This window comes from Bacteroides sp., from assembly GCA_036351255.1.
GTDB lineage: Bacteria > Bacteroidota > Bacteroidia > Bacteroidales > UBA7960 > UBA7960.
The window spans coordinates 1-18,215 of sequence record JAZBOS010000024.1; the positions used below are offsets into that span (position 1 = coordinate 1).

Annotated in this window: 15 protein-coding genes; 4 read left to right on the forward strand and 11 right to left on the reverse strand. The window is 50.0% G+C overall.

Features of this window, described 5'->3' with window-relative positions; genetic code table 11:
• Positions 1-41: 41 nt before the first annotated feature.
• From V2I46_02135 to V2I46_02145, 3 genes are all read right to left on the reverse strand, one after another.
• A complete protein-coding gene (locus tag V2I46_02135; GenBank protein ID MEE4176287.1) occupies positions 42-368 on the reverse strand; it encodes a multidrug efflux SMR transporter in 327 nt (108 codons plus the stop codon).
• 26 nt (positions 369-394) lie between these two features.
• Complete coding sequence (locus tag V2I46_02140) at positions 395-598, reverse strand: tautomerase family protein (GenBank protein MEE4176288.1); 204 nt, start codon at positions 596-598, stop codon at positions 395-397.
• Positions 599-673: 75 nt separating this feature from the next.
• Positions 674-1,885: a cation:proton antiporter gene (locus V2I46_02145; protein MEE4176289.1), complete on the reverse strand. Its 1,212-nt coding sequence runs from the start codon at positions 1,883-1,885 to the stop codon at positions 674-676.
• Positions 1,886-2,339: 454 nt separating this feature from the next.
• Here V2I46_02145 and V2I46_02150 point away from each other — a divergent pair, with 454 nt between their 5' ends.
• Together V2I46_02150 and V2I46_02155 are read left to right on the forward strand one after the other, a co-directional pair.
• On the forward strand, positions 2,340-4,079 hold the full coding sequence (locus tag V2I46_02150) for a phospho-sugar mutase (protein MEE4176290.1): 1,740 nt from the start codon (positions 2,340-2,342) through the stop codon (positions 4,077-4,079).
• A 78-nt stretch (positions 4,080-4,157) separates the two neighbouring features.
• Positions 4,158-4,487: a DMT family protein gene (locus tag V2I46_02155; GenBank protein MEE4176291.1), complete on the forward strand. Its 330-nt coding sequence runs from the start codon at positions 4,158-4,160 to the stop codon at positions 4,485-4,487.
• A gap of 3 nt (positions 4,488-4,490) precedes the next feature.
• Here V2I46_02155 and V2I46_02160 read toward each other — a convergent pair whose 3' ends face one another.
• The 4 genes from V2I46_02160 to V2I46_02175 form a co-directional block, all read right to left on the reverse strand.
• Positions 4,491-5,096 carry a hypothetical protein gene (locus V2I46_02160; GenBank protein MEE4176292.1) on the reverse strand — a complete coding sequence of 202 codons (606 nt, stop codon included), beginning with the start codon at positions 5,094-5,096 and terminating at the stop codon, positions 4,491-4,493.
• A gap of 93 nt (positions 5,097-5,189) precedes the next feature.
• Complete coding sequence (murB, locus tag V2I46_02165) at positions 5,190-6,206, reverse strand: UDP-N-acetylmuramate dehydrogenase (protein ID MEE4176293.1); 1,017 nt, start codon at positions 6,204-6,206, stop codon at positions 5,190-5,192.
• Between the two features lie 265 nt (positions 6,207-6,471).
• Entirely contained in the window at positions 6,472-7,059 is a 588-nt protein-coding gene (locus V2I46_02170; GenBank protein ID MEE4176294.1) for a sigma-70 family RNA polymerase sigma factor, read from the reverse strand.
• A 298-nt stretch (positions 7,060-7,357) separates the two neighbouring features.
• Positions 7,358-9,016, reverse strand: coding sequence for an AMP-binding protein (locus V2I46_02175; protein ID MEE4176295.1), 1,659 nt, complete (start codon positions 9,014-9,016; stop codon positions 7,358-7,360).
• A gap of 195 nt (positions 9,017-9,211) precedes the next feature.
• Between V2I46_02175 and uvrA the strand changes: the two genes are divergently transcribed.
• A complete protein-coding gene (gene uvrA / locus V2I46_02180; protein ID MEE4176296.1) occupies positions 9,212-12,040 on the forward strand; it encodes an excinuclease ABC subunit UvrA in 2,829 nt (942 codons plus the stop codon).
• Positions 12,041-12,147: 107 nt separating this feature from the next.
• On the opposite strand, the gene V2I46_02185 is transcribed toward uvrA, so the two are convergent.
• From V2I46_02185 to V2I46_02195, 3 genes are all read right to left on the reverse strand, one after another.
• Positions 12,148-13,347: a pyridoxal phosphate-dependent aminotransferase gene (locus tag V2I46_02185; GenBank protein MEE4176297.1), complete on the reverse strand. Its 1,200-nt coding sequence runs from the start codon at positions 13,345-13,347 to the stop codon at positions 12,148-12,150.
• Between the two features lie 122 nt (positions 13,348-13,469).
• A complete protein-coding gene (locus tag V2I46_02190; GenBank protein MEE4176298.1) occupies positions 13,470-13,913 on the reverse strand; it encodes a DUF1573 domain-containing protein in 444 nt (147 codons plus the stop codon).
• 65 nt (positions 13,914-13,978) lie between these two features.
• Positions 13,979-14,854, reverse strand: a complete 876-nt coding sequence (locus V2I46_02195; GenBank protein MEE4176299.1) for a hypothetical protein — start codon at positions 14,852-14,854, stop codon at positions 13,979-13,981.
• Positions 14,855-15,057: 203 nt separating this feature from the next.
• Between V2I46_02195 and pulA the strand changes: the two genes are divergently transcribed.
• Positions 15,058-17,070 carry a type I pullulanase gene (pulA, locus tag V2I46_02200; protein MEE4176300.1) on the forward strand — a complete coding sequence of 671 codons (2,013 nt, stop codon included), beginning with the start codon at positions 15,058-15,060 and terminating at the stop codon, positions 17,068-17,070.
• Positions 17,071-17,175: 105 nt separating this feature from the next.
• On the opposite strand, the gene V2I46_02205 is transcribed toward pulA, so the two are convergent.
• Positions 17,176-18,153 (reverse strand): N(4)-(beta-N-acetylglucosaminyl)-L-asparaginase, encoded by a 978-nt coding sequence (locus tag V2I46_02205; protein ID MEE4176301.1) that lies wholly within the window; start codon positions 18,151-18,153, stop codon positions 17,176-17,178.
• Between the last annotated feature and the right edge of the window lie 62 nt (positions 18,154-18,215).

Here is an 18,215-nt window from a genome sequence, read left to right on the forward strand (position 1 = left end):
ACATTCTTCAATTCTTCCAATCTGATTTCTCCTTTCTTCTTTTAATTTGAAACCGCCTTTAACCCCACAATGGATCCTATCAAAGTAGCCAGGAAGAATATCCTCAGAAAGGTAGCCGGCTCCTTAAACACCAGGATGCCCAGCAAGGCGGTTCCCACGGCCCCAATGCCGGTCCATACCGCATAAGCGGTACCTATGGGCAGGGTTTGGGTGGCCTTGATCAGCAAGGCCATGCTGATCAAAAGGGTTATGCCAAACCCGGCATACCACCAGTACATCTCGCTCCCGGAGGTTATTTTGGCTTTCCCCAGGCAGAAGGCAAATGCCGCTTCAAACAAACCTGCTATGATCAGGATAATCCAGTTCATGCTTTTTTTCTGTTGATTTTTATCCCTTACTTTCCCTGATCACGCTTAAACTTTTCTGCCAGCATTTCACCTGCACTGGCAATGCTCTCCACAGGGGTTTCATGGAATACCACTACGATAGGTTCCTTGGGGATTCCCGTTATCCTGCTCAGCTCATCGGTAAAAACCCTGGCAATCTCGGCTTTTCTTGCATAGCCCTGGGGCGTGATCTCAATGGTGATAATCGGCATTTTTCCTTTAATTTTTCAGTGACCTTTAAACGATTTCCTTTAATCATGAAGTCTGGGGGTATGATCATACCATGGTCAGCATAGCTCCCCCGCTTTTTTGAGAAAAAACCTTGAGGATATGGGTCCAATAATTTCATGGATCAGGGCTGCGCCAATGACTACCCCCATGATCATGGAAGCAGTGTCCTTAAATACAGGATCTGCCGTCAGAATAAGCGCCAGACCAATCACGATGCCTCCCTGCGGGATAAGACCTCCTGCCGTATATTTCTTGACGGCCGGACTCGCATGAACTATTTCCGAACCTACATACATGCCCGAAAATTTTCCGATCATCCTTGCAAGGATATAGATGATTATCAGCACATAACTTCCTGTGAAGGAAGACAGTTGGAGGTGAAGCCCCGATAGGGTAAAAAATATCACGAAGATCAACTCATCCGTATAACGTTCAATCAGCTTGAATATCTTTTCCGAAATGGGATTGAAATTTGAAACGACCGCGCCGAGGGCTATGGTGGAGAGCAGGGACTCAAAGCCGAAAAGTTCTGAGATGCCGTAGCTTAGTAATATCAGGCTAAAGGTCAGGACGATCAGGCTTCCTTCGGGTTGGTCCTTGAAGAATTTTATGGTCACATTGAACAATAATCCCATGATTCCACCTATCGCAATAGCCCCGCCAATGCCTGAACCGAGGTTCAATAGCGTCTTTCCGAAATCCAGTTCTGTTTTTCCCAGGAAAAATGCCGCGAAGGCCATAACCAGCGTGTAAATGGTGATTCCAACAATATCATCAAAGGCCGCAATCTCCAGGATGGTGGAGCTGACCTCTCCACGGGCTTTGTATTCGTGAATAACGGCTAAGGTGGCAGAAGGATCGGTGGGGGCGGCCAAGGATGCAAGCACAAGACTGACGGCTATTATAACATAAAGGGAATCAAAGGTCTTGAAGACCAGGGAAAGACTGAGAAACAGAAAAAGGAAAACGGAAATGAAGGCAAATACCGATTCAAACAGCGTAAGAAAAATCACTTTTTTGCCAGAGGCCCTGAGTTTGCTGGCCGATAAGGAACCTCCTATTGAAAAGGTTATGAAGGATAAGGAAACCGAAAGCAAGGGATCTGTATGATCAACAAAGTCATTAGTCATTATTCCCACCAAGTCTGGATTTAACAAAATACCTGCCAGGATGTATCCTGATATTTTTGGTAGTTTTATCTTTTCGGCCAGTTCTCCGAAAATATATCCCGTGAAAATTAATAGTCCAATGCTCAGAATTTCATTCATAATTTGCAATTGATTTTCAAAGATATATAAACTTGCCCATTATTGAATGGCCTTTTGATGGGAGTTGAATTGGCTGGGGAGATGGCTCCCGCACTCCCGGCAGACCATTCCCCTGGAATGGAAGGCCTGGGGGTGGTCTTCTCCGTGCCAAGTCCGTACCAAGTCCGTTCCGTCTCCGTTCCAGGGCTGTATTTTTTCGAGAGGGAAACGGACTAAATACGGCGCAGGAGCGAAGGGTGAAAAGACTTAGTAGGGAGCAGGTATGTCCTAAGGGAAGGAATGATCCTTCGCCCGGCACAAAAAATCGCTGGGATGGTGCTGACATTTTGTGAGGGATGCATTTTTCCATCCATTTTTTTCTTCCCTGGAGGAACGGGTTTTTAATCAATGCCTAAAAATTCTAACTTTGGGGTAAACAAGGCAGGGCTATGGCCTGCCCAAAAACACCAAGGCTATGAATAAAGTGGATGCAGCAGTGCTGGAGCGCGCCCGGAAATGGCTGGGCGAATCGTTTGACGAGGATACCCGCAACCAGGTGAAGACGCTGATGGACAATGACCCCGTGGGGCTGACCGAGGCTTTTTACCGCGACCTGGAGTTTGGCACCGGGGGCTTGCGCGGCATCATGGGTGTGGGCACCAACCGGATGAACAAATATACCGTGGGTATGGCCACCCAGGGACTGGCCAATTACCTGAAACAGTGCTTCCCCGATGTGCCTCAGATCAGCGTGGCCATTGCCCACGATTGCCGCAACAACAGCGCCTACTTTGCCGAGATTTCGGCCGAGATCCTGTCGGCCAACGGGATGAAGGTATACCTGTTTGAAGGGCTTCGTCCTACCCCCGAGCTGAGCTTTGCCGTGAGGGAAAAGGGCTGCCAGAGCGGCATCGTGATCACCGCTTCGCACAACCCTAAGGAATATAATGGTTACAAGGTTTACTGGGATGATGGTGGACAGCTGGTGGCGCCCCACGACAAGAACGTGATCAGCGAAGTGCTAAAGATCACCTCGGTCGACCAGGTGCGGTTTGAACGCGTGGACGAGAACATAGAGATGCTTGGCGAAGCCATGGACCGCCTGTACCTCGAGCGGATGAAGGCCTATTCACTGGCGCCCGAAAACAACCTGAAGCATCGCGACATGAAGATCGTCTTTACGCCCATACATGGCACGGCGGTGAAGCTGGCGCCGGCTGCATTGAAAGCTTTCGGTTTTAAAAACGTCTATCACGTGCCCGAACAGGATGTCACCAGCGGCGACTTCCCTACGGTGCATTCGCCCAATCCCGAGGAGCCTGCCGCCCTGAAGATGGCCCTCGATAAGGCCCGCGAAGTGAATGCCGAGCTGGTGATGGCTACCGACCCCGACGCCGACCGCGTTGGGATAGCCGTGAAAGACCTCAAGGGTGAATTTGTGTTGCTCAATGGAAACCAAACCGCCTCCCTGCTCATCAGCTACATCCTGGGGCAGTGGAAGGCCAAGGGCAAGCTTAAGGGTAAGGAATTTATCGTCAAGACCATTGTCACCAGCGAGCTGTTGAAAAAGATCGCTGACAAACATGCAGTGGAGTGCTTCGACGTGCTGACGGGCTTTAAATACATTGCCGAGATCATTCGTAAGCTTGAAGGGGAGAAGATCTTCATTGCAGGGGGCGAGGAGAGCTATGGATACCTGGTGGGCGACTATGTTCGCGACAAGGACGCCATCATCTCGTGCTGCTTTGTGGCCGAGGCCGCTGCCTGGGCCCGCGAGCAGGGCAAGACTTTGTATGAGACCCTCATTGACCTTTATGTTGAAAACGGCTTTTATCTCGAGAAACTGATCTCCATCACCAAGAAAGGCAAGGCCGGGGTAGAAGAGATACAGGCCATGATGGAGGGCTTTCGCAAAAACCCGCCCGTGCAGATTCAGGGCGTGAAGGTGGCCGAATTCAAGGACTTCCTGAGCTCGAAGTGCATTGACTATGTGCAACGCAGGGAAGTCACCATCGACTTACCCAAGTCGAATGTGCTGCAGTTTTTCCTCGAAGATGGCAGCAAGCTCACCATGCGGCCTTCGGGCACCGAGCCCAAGATCAAGTTCTATTTTGGCGCTAAGGGCAAGCTAGGCAAGGCGGAAGACTTTGAGCAAACCAACGCCCAGCTTGAGGAAAAGATCAAAGGCATCATCGCCTCGCTGAAGCTGGAATAAAATTTTCTTCCTGCTTAAAAAGCATATTTAAACCTTCCTACCTTTGCGCGATTATTTTAGGAAGGTTTTTTTATTGCTATGCGAACAATATTATTGCTGCTGATTTCCAACGTCTTTATGACGTTTGCCTGGTACGGGCATCTGAAGTTTGAACACGTAGCATTATGGAAGGTCATCTTCGTGGCCTGGTTCATTGCCTTTTTCGAATACATCTTCCAGGTGCCTGCCAACCGGATCGGCTACGGGCAATTCAATGCGGTTCAACTGAAAACCATGCAGGAAATCATCACGCTGGTGGTGTTCTCAGTCTTTTCCATCCTATACCTGAAGGAGGATTTTCGCTGGAATTACCTGGTGGGCTTTATTCTGCTGGTGGCAGCGGCGTTTTTTATTTTCAAGAAGTGGTAAGTATTACCGGAAGAAACTCCTGGCCTTGCGCAGCGCTTCTTCGGCCTGCTCATCATCGGGGTTGGCGCGGTAGTTCTGGTAGGCTTCGATATAGTCAGGATGTTGGCGGAAAAGCACCTTCAGGCGGGTATTCACCGGGGTGATCCACATGGCCAGGCACAACAGCCCAAGGATGGCTGAACGTTGGTAGAACTGCCTGAGATATGGTCCGTCTTCGGGATTGAGCTTATGATAAACCAGGGTGAAGCCGGTGGCGAGCAAGGACAGGAAAAAGGCGAAGGCCAGCATAAAGTTCATCGCTTCATAAAAGAAAACGGCATACAAGATGGCGATGGTGCAGAAGGAATACACCAGTCCCATGAGAATGCTGGAGGCGATCCTGAAGGGGCTGATTCTTTTCCGCGACTGGGGGGTGGCCAGGTCGCGCAGGGAGCGCCCCGAAAAGATAAAAAAGCCAAACCACATATAATAAATGGCCATCACCACCAGGGCGGTGATCAGCAGGCCGTTGAGCCCGGTGCCAAAGACCACGCGGTAAATCAAAAGCGCCAGGGTGACGAGCGCTCCGTAAAATTCTATTTTTTTGAATAAGGTATTGTTTTGTTCCATCGGACAATCCTGTTTCGCTATTGCTGTTGCTCAAGATACAAAAAAAATGAAGCCAGTTGGGCACTGGAAGTCATTTTTTGAAGGTTTTTCAGCTCAGACAATGTTGACTTCGGTTTCCAGCCTGACCCCAAATTGTTGGAGCACAGAGGCCTTCACTTTTTCTGAAAGGGCCAACAGGTCTTTCCCGGTGGCTTGACCATAATTGACCAGCACCAGTGCCTGCAGGGGGTGGATGCCGGCATCACCTTCGCGGTATCCTTTCCAGCCGGCCTGTTCGATCAGCCAACCAGCAGCCAGCTTTACGCCTGCGGGATCGGGGAAAGCTACGATTGCTGGGAATTCTTGCTTAAGTCCCTCGAACTGTTTTTGGCCAATGACGGGGTTTTTGAAAAAACTCCCGGCATTGCCGGTTACGGCCGGATCGGGCAGCTTGCTGCGACGTATGCTGCAAACCACTTCGCGCACATCGGCGATGGTGGGGGCCGTGATGTTTCCTTGCTGCAGTCCGGATTGGATGGCCCCATAGCCCAGCTGCAAGCGGTGGTTTTTTTTGGTCAGCCAGAAGCTCACTGACAGGATCACATAACGGTTGCGCCCCTCGCGCTTAAAGATGCTGTCGCGGTAGCCAAAGCGGCAGGCTTCGCGCGAGAAGGTCACCCTGTTGCCGGTCATTTTGTCCCAGGCATCGAGCTGGTAAAAATGGTCCTTGAGTTCCACTCCATAGGCTCCGATGTTCTGGATGGGGCTGCTGCCCGCCTGCCCGGGAATAAGTGAGAGGTTCTCCAGCCCGCCCCAGCCCATGGCGACGCAATAGCCTACAAAGCCATCCCAGTCCTCGCCTGCGGCGGCCCTCACCAACACTTGTTCTTCCGTTTCGTTAAGAATGTCCACTCCGTGGATGCTGACCTTGATGACCAGCCCGGGAAAGTCGCCGGTGAACAACAGGTTGCTTCCCCCACCCAGGATAAGATGAGGGGTGGTCTCCGGGGGGTATTGCGAAAAGACCTTGTGCAGTTCCCCGGCCGAACTTACCTCAGCAAAATACCGGGCACGGACATCCAGCCCAAAGGTGTTCAATTTCTTTAAGGAATGATTTTCCAGGATCTGCATAGCAGTATATTTTTTTTAGCAGTGGACAAAGGTAGGCCAATTGCGGTAAAAAGAGGCCTGAAAACTAGCAAAACCTGTTAGGGAAACGAGCTGTATGAGATGACATATGCAAAAAGGGAGAGTCACTAGCCAAGGAGAGTCAAAAAACAGGTAAGCCACCTTGCCAGGAGGTGAGAGGAGTGAATCTTTGGGAGGTAAAACCAAAGATCATTTGCGAAAAACCAGCTTTCAGAGCCGTTTTTCAAACAGAAAAAAGATAGCAACATTAACGGGTCAGGATGATCTCTTTTTCACTCACCATTTTTCTGAGGTTGATCAGCGCATAGCGCATACGCCCCAAAGCGGTGTTGATGCTCACGTTGGTCTGTTCGGCGATGTCCTTGAAACTCATATCCATGTAATGGCGCATCTTGAGCACTTCCTTCTGTTCCTCTGGGAGATATTCTACCAAGCGCTTCACATCGTCGTGAATCTGGGCAATGATAAGCTTGTCCTCGATGGTTTCCTCGTAGACCTTCAGGGTTTCAAACAGGTCGTAATCTTCGCTGTTCTCAACGTAGGGCATACGCTTTGACTTACGGAAGAAGTCGATGATAAGGTTGTGGGCAATGCGCATCACCCAGGGCAGGAACTTCCCTTCCTCATTATAGGATCCGGCACGCAAGGTGTTGATCACCTTAATAAAGGTGTCCTGGAAGATATCCTCAGCCAGATGCTTGTCTTTTACGATGAGCAGAATATAGGAAAAGACTTTCCGCTGATGCCGTTTGATGAGTTCTTCTAATGAATCGTGATCACCGTTAATGAACTGACGTATTAACTCCTGATCGCAGATTACGCGGTCATTATTCATAAATGCCTCCGGTATTTAAGAAAAAGAGTAAACGTCTATGCGATAATCAGTCCTCCATTTTTAGTTCGACATCGGGTTTGTTGCGAATAGCAAAGCAAATATAGATTAATTTTTTATTTCATTCAAGAAAAAGATGCTTTTTAATTTTTTTAACATCCTCTAATGTGTCGATAAAGATATGTTTAACTATAACCAGAAAACCAATTGTAATTACGAGAAAAAAACAGGTGTTTTCTGCAACGGGAAATGTGCGGTTTGGCCTATCACTGTTGCAGAAAACACTGCTGTATATCCTGGATTATTCTTCAATGGTGTATAAAAAGCGCTTGATACTTTTCTTCGGGGTTTTTTCAAACTCCTCGGGAACGATCTTAAAGCGGGCTACGTTCATATAGTTGGGCAGCTCGTGGTTGAGATGCTTGCGATGGCTTTCCATGATTTCGTTCAATTGGGCTTCTTTGATGCCATCTTTGTCGGCAGCTTCCATATCGGGGTAAATCAGGGCCACCAGTTGATGGTCTTTCTCAATGATGAGAGCTTCCATCACATAGGGCATGTTGTTGTATTTGGCCTCAATTTCCTCGGGGTATATGTTCTGCCCCGAGGGGCCCAGGATCATGCTTTTGCTTCGGCCCTTGATGTAAATGAAGTTGTCCTTGTCGATGACGCCCTGGTCGCCAGTGTGCAGCCAGCCATCCTTGTCGAGCGCCGCCTTGGTGGCCTCTTCGTTTTTGTAATATCCCAGCATCACGTTCTCTCCGCGCACCAGGATCTCGCCCACTTCCTTGTAGGGGTCGGGGCTGTCGATGGTGACTTCCATATTGTCTACAATTTTACCGGCAGAACCCAGGCGGGTCTTGTCCCAGTTGGCATAGCTGATCAGTGGCCCGCATTCGGTCATCCCATAGCCGATAGAGAAGGGAAAGCCGATCTTATTGAAGAAGAGCTCCACATCCTTGTTGAGGGCAGCACCCCCGATGACCACTTCGTGGAAATTGGCACCGAAAGCCTGGCTAAGCTTTTCACGGATTTTCTTTTTGATCACCTTGTTCAACACGGGCGTTTTAAGCAGCACTTTCATGCTGGGCTTGCTGATGACGGGCAGCAGCTGTTTCTTATAAATCTTTTCGATGACCAGCGGTACGGAAAGCACCAGCCTTGGCCGGATCTCCTTGAAGGCTTGAAGGATGATGGCGGGACTTGGCGTTTTGGTCAGGAAAGTGATATGGCAGCCCAGGGTAAAAGGCCACAGGAATTCGAAGGCACAACCGTAGGTATGCGCAAGGGGCAGAAAGGAAACGATCTTATCGCCCGGGTCAAGTGGCATATTGTCGTTGGCATAAACTACGTTGGCGGCGAGGTTGTTGTGCAATATCATGACCCCCTTGGTAAATCCCGTGGTGCCGGAAGTATAGCTGATCTCAGCCATCTCTGAGTTGGGGATAGGGGTATAATTGGCATCTTCAGGTTTTAGCCCATCGGGGTATTTCTTCTGGAAGACCTTTTCGGCCTTGGCAGCCACTTCCTGACATTTCTTTTCCTTGCCGCAGCCCAGGAAGGAAAAGTCTTTCAACGAGAAGGCCCCAAGCAGTTCGGGCATTTCGCTGATTTCAAGGGAATCAAAAATATTATCTGCAGCAAACATCAATATCGATTCGGAATGGTTGGTGATGTGGTGAACATCGTTGGGCTTGAAGTCGGGCAAGATGGGTACGATGACTGCTCCATAGGTGATGGTGCCCAGGAAGGTGACCCCCCAGTTGGCCGAGTTTTTCCCTATCAGGGCCACTTTATCACCCTTTTTTACCCCGAAGGCGTCAAAGAGGCTATGCAGCCGGGCTATTCGCGCGGCTACTTCCTTAAAGGTGAGGCTTTCTCCCTTGTAGTCTGTCATGGATTCCAGCTCCCAGTTCTTGCGAATACTGTTGCTGATAAATTCGGTCAGATTCTCCTTCATCATAGCTTTTCGTGTTTTTTAGGTTTTAAAAAGCACCCCGTTACAGGGGGAAAAACAGTGCAAGGTACAAAGAAATCTTTATTGTGTAAATGAATTCAGGGGCACTGGAAATGTTTTCATTGCAACAATTGATTGCAAGGGGGGCTTGGGGTAGAAAGATTAAAATGGTAACTTTGCAGGCTATTTTTCAAACCTATGGTTGCAACCGCCAAACTGGAAACCTACGACCCCAAAAAGTACATCATCATCAAGGGTGCGCGGGTACACAACCTAAAAAATGTTGATGTGGTGCTCAGGCGCAACAGCCTGGTAGTCATCACAGGATTGTCGGGTTCAGGGAAGTCCTCGCTGGCTTTCGATACGCTGTATTCGGAAGGCCAGCGACGTTATGTGGAGAGCCTGAGTTCATATGCCCGTCAATTCCTGGGAAGGATGCACAAGCCCGAAGTGGATTATATCAAAGGCATCTCGCCGGCCATAGCTATCGAGCAGAAGGTGAATACCCGCAACCCAAGATCTACGGTTGGGACTTCCACCGAGATTTATGAATACCTGAAGCTTCTGTTTGCGCGTATCGGAAAGACTTATTCACCCTTGTCGGGCAACCTGGTGATGCGTCATTCAGTCACCGATGTGGTGGATCATACCCTGGCATTGCCTGTTGACACCATGGTGCTGACCCTGGCCCCCATCACCCTCAAGGAGGGGCGCAGCCTGGAGCAACAACTTTCAGTGCTGATGCAGCAGGGCTTCTCGAGGGTCATGATCAATGATGAGATCAAACGAATCGAGGAAACGCTTCCTCTGATCCAGGATATCCCCGTCAGGAAGCGGCCTTGCGTAATCATTGACCGCTTCCAGGTGCGGGACGAGGATGGAGATCTCCAGGCCCGGATCGCCGATTCGGTGCAGACTGCCTTTTATGAAGGTGAAGGGGAGTGCCTGCTGGAATATGAGTTGAACGGGGCGAAAAAACAGGTTCATTTTTCCAGCCGTTTTGAGCTGGATGACATGCAATTTGAAGAGCCTTCGGTGAACCTGTTTACTTTCAACAACCCCTATGGGGCCTGTAAGGTTTGTGAAGGCTTTGGCAGTGTGATTGGCATAGACCCTGACTTGGTTGTTCCCAACAAGAGCCTCAGTATTTATGAAGGAACCATTGCCTGCTGGAAGGGCGAAAAAATGGGCCTGTGGAACGAGGAGCTGGTCAAAAACGCCTATAAGTTTGATTTCCCTATACATAAACCTTATTACCAGCTCAGCGAGGAGCAGAAACAGCTTTTGTGGACGGGCAACGCGTACTTCCACGGGCTGAATGACTTCTTCAGGATGGTGGAGGAGAACACCTATAAAATCCAGTACCGTGTGATGCTTTCGCGCTATCGCGGGAAGACGGTGTGCCCGGAATGCCAGGGCACTCGCCTAAGAAAGGATGCAGCATATGTGAAGGTGGCGGGCAAAACCATCACGGAACTGGTGCTTATGCCTATTGACAGGCTGGCCCGTTTTTTTCAGACCATCACCCTGGATCCGCACGAGCGTGAGCTCTCCCGCAGGCTGTTGGTGGAGATCAATCAACGCCTGTCTTTTCTGAACGATGTAGGGCTCGGCTACCTCACCCTAAACCGCCTGTCAAACACGCTTTCAGGAGGCGAGTCGCAGCGTATCAACCTGGCCACTTCTCTGGGCAGCAGCCTGGTGGGTTCGATGTATATCCTCGATGAGCCCAGTATTGGCCTGCACCAGCGTGATACCCACCGGCTGATTGAGGTGCTGAAGAAATTACGTGACCTGGGCAATACGGTGATTGTGGTGGAGCACGATGAAGACATCATGCGGGCTGCTGACCAGCTGGTGGACATTGGCCCCCTGGCAGGCAGCCATGGCGGGGAGATCGTATTTCAGGGTGATTTCAAGGACCTGCTGAAGCATAAAACCAGCCTTACGGCGAAATACCTCAATGGGAAACTGGAGATCCCACTACCCAAAAAGAGGAGGCCCTGGAAGGAGTTCATCGAATTGAAAGGCGTCAGACAGCACAACCTCAAGGGCTTTGATGTGAAGATTCCCCTCAGGGTTATGACTTTGGTCACCGGGGTAAGTGGCTCTGGAAAGACCACACTGGTAAAATCCATTCTTTACCCTGCGCTAAAGAAGATTTATGGTGGTTATGGCGAACGCACCGGGCGATTCGATGCCCTCGAAGGAGATTATAATCGCATCGCAGGAGTAGAATACATTGATCAGAACCCAATAGGCAAATCTTCAAGGTCGAACCCCGTAACCTATCTGAAAGCCTACGACGACATCCGCAGTCTATTTGCTGATCAGCCGCTGGCTAAAACGCGCGGGTACACGCCAGGTTTCTTCTCGTTTAACATTGAGGGCGGCCGCTGTCCCGAATGCGAAGGAGATGGGCAGGTGAAGATCGAGATGCAGTTTATGGCTGATATTACGCTGGTGTGCGAGAGTTGCAAGGGTAAGCGCTTCAGGGAGGAGATCCTGGATGTGTTATTCGAAGGCAAGACCATCACTGACATCCTGGAGATGACCGTGGATGATGCCATTGGATTCTTTGGCAATGCCGCGAAATGTGGTACCCACTGCAAACGCATCGCTTCGCGCTTACAACCTCTTGCTGATGTTGGCTTGGGCTATGTGAGGCTGGGACAGCCCAGCAGCACCCTCAGCGGAGGCGAGGCCCAGCGTATCAAGTTGGCCTCATTTCTTACCAAAGGCATCACCAACGAAAAAACCTTGTTTATTTTCGATGAGCCTACCACGGGCCTGCATTTCCACGACATCAGCAAATTGCTGATCGCATTCAATGCTCTTATTGAGAATGGGCATTCGCTGGTCGTAATCGAGCATAATCCCGAAGTGATCAAAAGCGCCGACTGGATCATCGATTTGGGTCCGGAAGGTGGTGAAGAGGGGGGCAGGCTGGTGTTTGAAGGTACCCTCGAAGACCTGGTGAAATGTGAAGATTCTTACACGGGAAAGTTCCTGATTGGAAAGGTGTAAGCCGAAAAAGAAAGAGGTCCCCGCTTCTGTTCTCAGCAGCAAGGGGGACCCCCGGGTTTCGCAGGCAGAAAACCTTAACGGATGGTTTTCAACCTCTTTGTTGTTTCTTAAATGATCCTGCCGGGATATACCTTAAGGGCCTCGCCAAGCACCTGAATAGACTTCTCGAGGTCGCCCACATTGAGCACGTAGCTGATGCGCACTTCATTGGTTCCTGCACCGGGGGTAGAGTAGAACCCTGTCGCAGGAGCCAGCATCACCGTTTGCTTTTCGTATTCAAATGATTCGAGCAGCCATTGGCAGAACTTGTCGCTGTTGTCGATGGGCAGGCGTGCAGTCACGTAAAATGCACCCCTGGGGTTGGGGCAGGTAACCCCTGGAATCTTGTTCATACCCTTCACCACGGTGTCACGGCGGGCTTTGTATTCTTCGATCACCTCGTCGAAATAGCTGTCGGGCGTAGCCATGGCTGCTTCAGAGGCAATCTGTCCCAGGGAGGGCGGGCTCAGACGGGCCTGGGCGAACTTCATGGCGGTCTGCATGACCTCCTTGTTGCGCGAGATCATGGCCCCGATACGCACGCCGCAGGCGCTGTAACGCTTGGAAACAGAGTCGAACAATACTACATAATCATCAAGGCCTTCGAGGTTCAGCACAGAGAAATGGGTCGTCCCATCATAGCAAAACTCGCGGTACACTTCATCGGCAAACAGGAAGAGGTCGTATTTTAGTACGATCTCACGTAGGATCTCCAGTTCTTCCTTTGAGTAAAGGTAGCCAGTAGGGTTGTTGGGGTTGCACACCATGATGGCCTTGGTGGAAGGGGTGATGGCCTTCTCGAATTCGGCAATGGGCGGAAGGGCAAACCCGTTGTCGATGTCGGAGATGATGGGTTTCACCTTTACCCCGGCGCTGGTGGCAAAACCGTTGTAATTGGCATAAAAGGGCTCGGGGATAATGATCTCGTCGCCAGGGTTCAGGCAAGTCTGTACGGCAAACAGGATGGCTTCAGAGGCGCCTGCAGTGACGATGATCTCATCGGGCTTGACCTGGATCCCGTGCTTTTCATAGTATTTGCACATGCTCTCGCGGTAGGAAAGGATTCCTGCCGAGTGGCTGTATTCGATCACCTTGATGTCGAGTTTGTGCATGGCATCGATCATGCTCTGGGGGGTAGGAATGTCGGGTTGGCCAATGTTCAGGTGAAACACTTTAACGCCCTGTTTTTTGGCCTGATCAGCATAGGGGACAAGCTTCCTAATGGGGCTTGCGGGCATCATACGTCCCTTTTCAGAAATCTTGGGCATAAACGTTGATATTTATAGGGTTGATAGAAAAAAATTCAAGCTTGTTTCGGGGGCAAAGTTCCCAAATTTTTTATTGATTTCCTAGTAATATTGAAAGGACTTTAATCTGTTGTTTCGCCCCATTAGTCGGAGGCTTTTGGGCGAGCGGGCACTACTTCGCCTTTAACAGGTACCACCAGGGTTCCTTGCCAGGCATTCGTATGGATGACGATATTACGGCGAAAAGCCCCCAGTGTGGAGGTGTCATAACGAAAGGAAATGCTTGCCTGTTCTCCCGGACTCAAGGGCTTTGCCGGCCAGGAGGTAATGAGCAGTCCGCAAGAGCTGCGTACCCTGGCCACGATCATTTCCCTATTGCCTGCATTGGTCAGGGTTATGGACCCCACTCCGGGGTTACCTGCCTGAAGGCGACCCATATCAATGCTGTCGGCCGAAAGAATGGCATACGCGTGATTGCTCAGGGCCTCGGGAGGGGGAGGGTCACTGGCAAATACCTTTGAAAACAGGAAAAAGAAAAGGAAAAACACGGATAACTTGAAGGTAGAATGCTTAAAAAACTTCCTCACGGCAAAACCTTGAATTAATTTGCCGGCTAAATTAGGAAAGTTTCTTCACATAGGGCCAAAGGATGTCAATGATTCCCGAAAGGGATGGCCACGCCCAGCCAGGGTACTGCAACAAAAACGTCCATGCCTTCAAACATGGGTATAAAGAGGCCGTAATCGAGGGCAGCACCCCTGAAATCAAAACGCCCCCCGAAAAAACTCATGAGGTTGAATGCATCCACCCCGCTAACGTAATAGTTTTCGGTCAGCAAATAATGTTTTTGACCGGTGCGGATCATCCCGCTGATGGATACCAATGGACTTTGCGCCCAATTTTCGCCGGCATAACCGTATCCCAGTCCCAGCGACAGGTTGTTGTTGCGGTTGCCAAAAGTGGCAGTAAAGGTCACAAAACCGGCTGTTCCCTCAACATCTTCTCCTGCAATGGTAGCGATCAGGGCATTGACACCCAGGGAAAAATTATCCTTTGAAACAGGAATGTTGACAGAAGGAACAATCCAAATAGGGGATGGGGCCCCTGCAAATAGGAATAAAGGAACAATGCCTGCTCCGATAGATATATTATTGGTGATGCCATAGTGGGCCTGGTTGAAAAAGACCCAGGAGTTCTGATAATATCCTGATCCTTTTGGGATTCCCAGGCTGTTGGACAAGACAAAGTAGCGATTTCCATGGATGTTGACAATTTGATTCTCCTTGCCGCTTTCTTCCAGGCGAGTTCTGCGGATGATGTTTGATTTCAGAAGGGTAATGTCTCCTAGGTTTTCCGTGCGCAAAACAATGGCTTCATTGGTTTCAGAGATGATTTGGCCGGTATAGATATTCCGGTCGGAGGTTTCGATTCGATACACCTGAGGCTTTTCCTCGTTGTCCTGAGCAAAAACACTTTGCCCTGCAAACATGAACAAAAGCAGGCTGACTATGAAAAGAGAAGCTTTCATGAGATGGGGTTTTGGTTGTTTTAAATGCCGGAAACCCAAGTGCAGGTAAACCGGCCTGATCATTCCTGTTTTCAAAAATATTACAATTAACCGTAAAAAGCATCAGTGAATAACTTAAAAAGGCTATTTTTTGAAAAAAAGTTGAATAAGGCAGTCATTAAAAAAAATGTATTTTTGTCCCTTCAAGTAAAACAGTCGAGCAGATGAAAACACGTCTGATTCTTTTCACTTTATTTTTTGCAATGACATTTGTAAGTTGTAAGCCCAGGGTCGGACAAGGCACCTATCCGGTTTATGAAGGCAATGATCTGGGAGTCACATGGAGTCCCGAAAAGACTATTTTTAAAATCTGGGCACCCACTGCTACCGAAGTGTTGGTCAGGATCTATGACCAGGGACAGGATGGCGAATTGCTGGGAACCCATGAGATGAAAAAAGGAAGGGATGGAACATGGTCCTTTAAATTGAACGGAGACTGGGAAAACCGTTATTATACTTTCCAGGCCCGCATCGATGATGCCTGGAAAAAAGAAGTGCCTGATCCCACCGCCAAGGCAGTGGGGGTGAATGGCAACCGGGGGATGATCGTCGACTTCAGTAAAACGGATCCCGAAGGCTGGGAAAACGACCAGCGCCCTCACCTTGCCAGCCACGCCGATATTGTGATCTGGGAGATCCATGTGCGCGATTTCAGCATCCACCCCAGCGCGGGCTCAGCTTACCCCGGAAAGTTCCTTGCCTTTACCGAAAGGGGAACTAAAAGCCCCGAAGGCCTGCCCACCATGGTTGATCACCTCGTGGAGCTGGGGGTTACACATGTCCACCTGCTGCCTTCCTTCGACTTCTTTACCGTTGACGAAACCCGCCTCGACGAGCCCCAGTTTAACTGGGGATATGACCCCAAGAACTACAATGTTCCGGAAGGTTCCTATTCCACCGACCCTTATGATGGCAGGGTGCGCATTAAAGAGTTCAAACAAATGGTGCAAGCCTTGCACCAGGCAGGGATCAGGGTCATCATGGATGTGGTGTATAACCACATGTTTGATGCGGAAGCCTCAGCCTTTGAGCAACTGGTGCCGGGCTACTATTTCCGTCGCTGGGAAGATGGAAGCTATGCCAACGGTGCTTATTGCGGCAATGAGACGGCTTCAGAAAAGCCCATGATGCGGAAATTTATGATCGAATCCCTGAAACACTGGGCTAACGAATACCGCATCGATGGTTTTCGCTTTGACTTGATGGGCCTGCACGACATAGAAACGATGAATCTGATCCGCGAGGAGATGGACAGGATTGACCCGGCCATTTTCCTCTATGGGGAAGGCTGGACTGCCAATGAAACGCCCCTGCCTCTTGAAGACCGCGCCCTGAAGGCCCACGCCACACAGCTTGATGGCATTGCAGTATTCAGCGATGATATCCGCGATGGCATTCGTGGCCACTGGTACGATGCGAAAGACCAGGGCTTTATGGTGGGCAAGGAAGGCGTGAAGGAAAGCATTAAGTTTGGTGTGGTGGCTTCTACCAAGCACCCCCAGATCGACTATGCTGCCGTGAATTATTCCGATGCCCCCTATGCCGATCAGCCCCTGAAGACCATAACTTATGTCACTTGTCACGACAACCCTGTGCTTTGGGATAAGACCGTATTTACCTGTCCCGATTGCAACGAACAGGATAGGCTTGATATTCAGAAATTTGCCAACGCCATTGTTCTGACCTCCCAGGGCGTATCGTTCCTGCACGCAGGTGAGGAGTTGGTGCGTACCAAGTTTGGCGAACACAACAGCTATAACCTTCCCGACAGCATCAATCAGCTTGTATGGACACAAAAGGCCAAATACTATGATGTGTTTACCTTTTACAGGGATATGATCGCTTTGCGGAAAAACCATCCTGCATTTCGGATGCCTACCACTGATCTGATTCAAAAGCATTTAAGTTTTTTTGACATCGAACATCCCCTGGTGGTGGGATACCACATTGGCAATAATGCCAATGGCGACCGCTGGAAGAATATCCTGGTGTATTACAATGCCGATCCCGGCGAATTGAAGGTTGACCTGCCCGATGGCGAATGGCGCGTGGTAGCCACCAAGGATGAAGTGAATGAAGCTGGTGTCATTACACAAGGCTTCGATAAGCCTTTGAAAGAGGAAGTAAACCTTCCTTCACGTTCCATCATGATCCTTGTGGATACCGAAAGCATTTGATCCCGGTTTTTTTCTAAATTCCTTGAAATTTTTTTTAAAGCAGCATCTGTAACAATGGATGCTGCTTTCCTTTTTTTAACCTATGAAGAAGATTTACCAGGCGCTTTACAGGTAACTGGGTGCATCCACCAGTTCCGTATTCCCGTTGCAGGTAAGGGCATAATCAAATCCCGGGTGCAGGCAATAGGCTCCGGTTTGTCCGCTTTTGTCGATGGCAATATACCCGATCTGATAATCCTTGAAGTCAGGAATTTTCTTCACAATGCGCTGGATCGCTTCCTTGCAGGCTTCCTGGGGGCTAAAGCCATTGCGCATCAACTCCACGATCAGGAAGCTACCGAGGGTCTTCATCACCAGTTCGCCTTGCCCGGTGGCGGCAGCCCCACCAACTTCGTCATCACAGAAAAGCCCAGCACCGATGATGGGAGAGTCGCCCACCCGGCCATGCATTTTATAGGCTGCGCCACTGGTGGTGCAAGCCCCGGAGATGCGCCCTTCGGCATCGATGGCAATCATACTGATGGTGTCGTGGTTTTCAATGTTGATTACGGGCTTGTATTCGGCCTCCTTCAGCCATTCTTGCCATTGGGCTTTGGCTTCTTCCGTCAGCAGGATTTCCTTCTCAAAGCCATTGTCGAGGGCAAACTCAAGGGCACCTTGTCCCGAGAGCATCACGTGAGGCGTCTTCTCCATTACCAGCCTGGCGACCGATATGGGGTGCTTGATGTGTTCCAGAAAGCTCACGGAACCTGCCCTGCCTTTTTCATCCATGATGCAGGCATCGAGAGTCACCCGGCCATCGCGGTCAGGGTGTCCGCCAAACCCAACACTCATCACCTCAGGGTCAGCCTCCGGCACACGAACGCCTGCCTCAACAGCATCCAGGGCATAGCCTCCCTCTCCAAGAATCTGCCAGGCTGCCTCGTTTGCGGCAAGGCCGTGTCGCCAGGTGGAGATCACCATGGGCTGGCCTTTTATTGTTGCGGCCGGGCCTTTTGCGCGGGTGTAAGAAGAAAGCCCCAGCAGTCCCAGCCCGGCACCAAAGCTCAGCGATTGAAAAATGAATTGCCTGCGCGCGATCATAAAAGTCAAATTATTTAAATGAAAAAATTACTTTTGAATTGTCGATTCGAAAATAGGGAAAA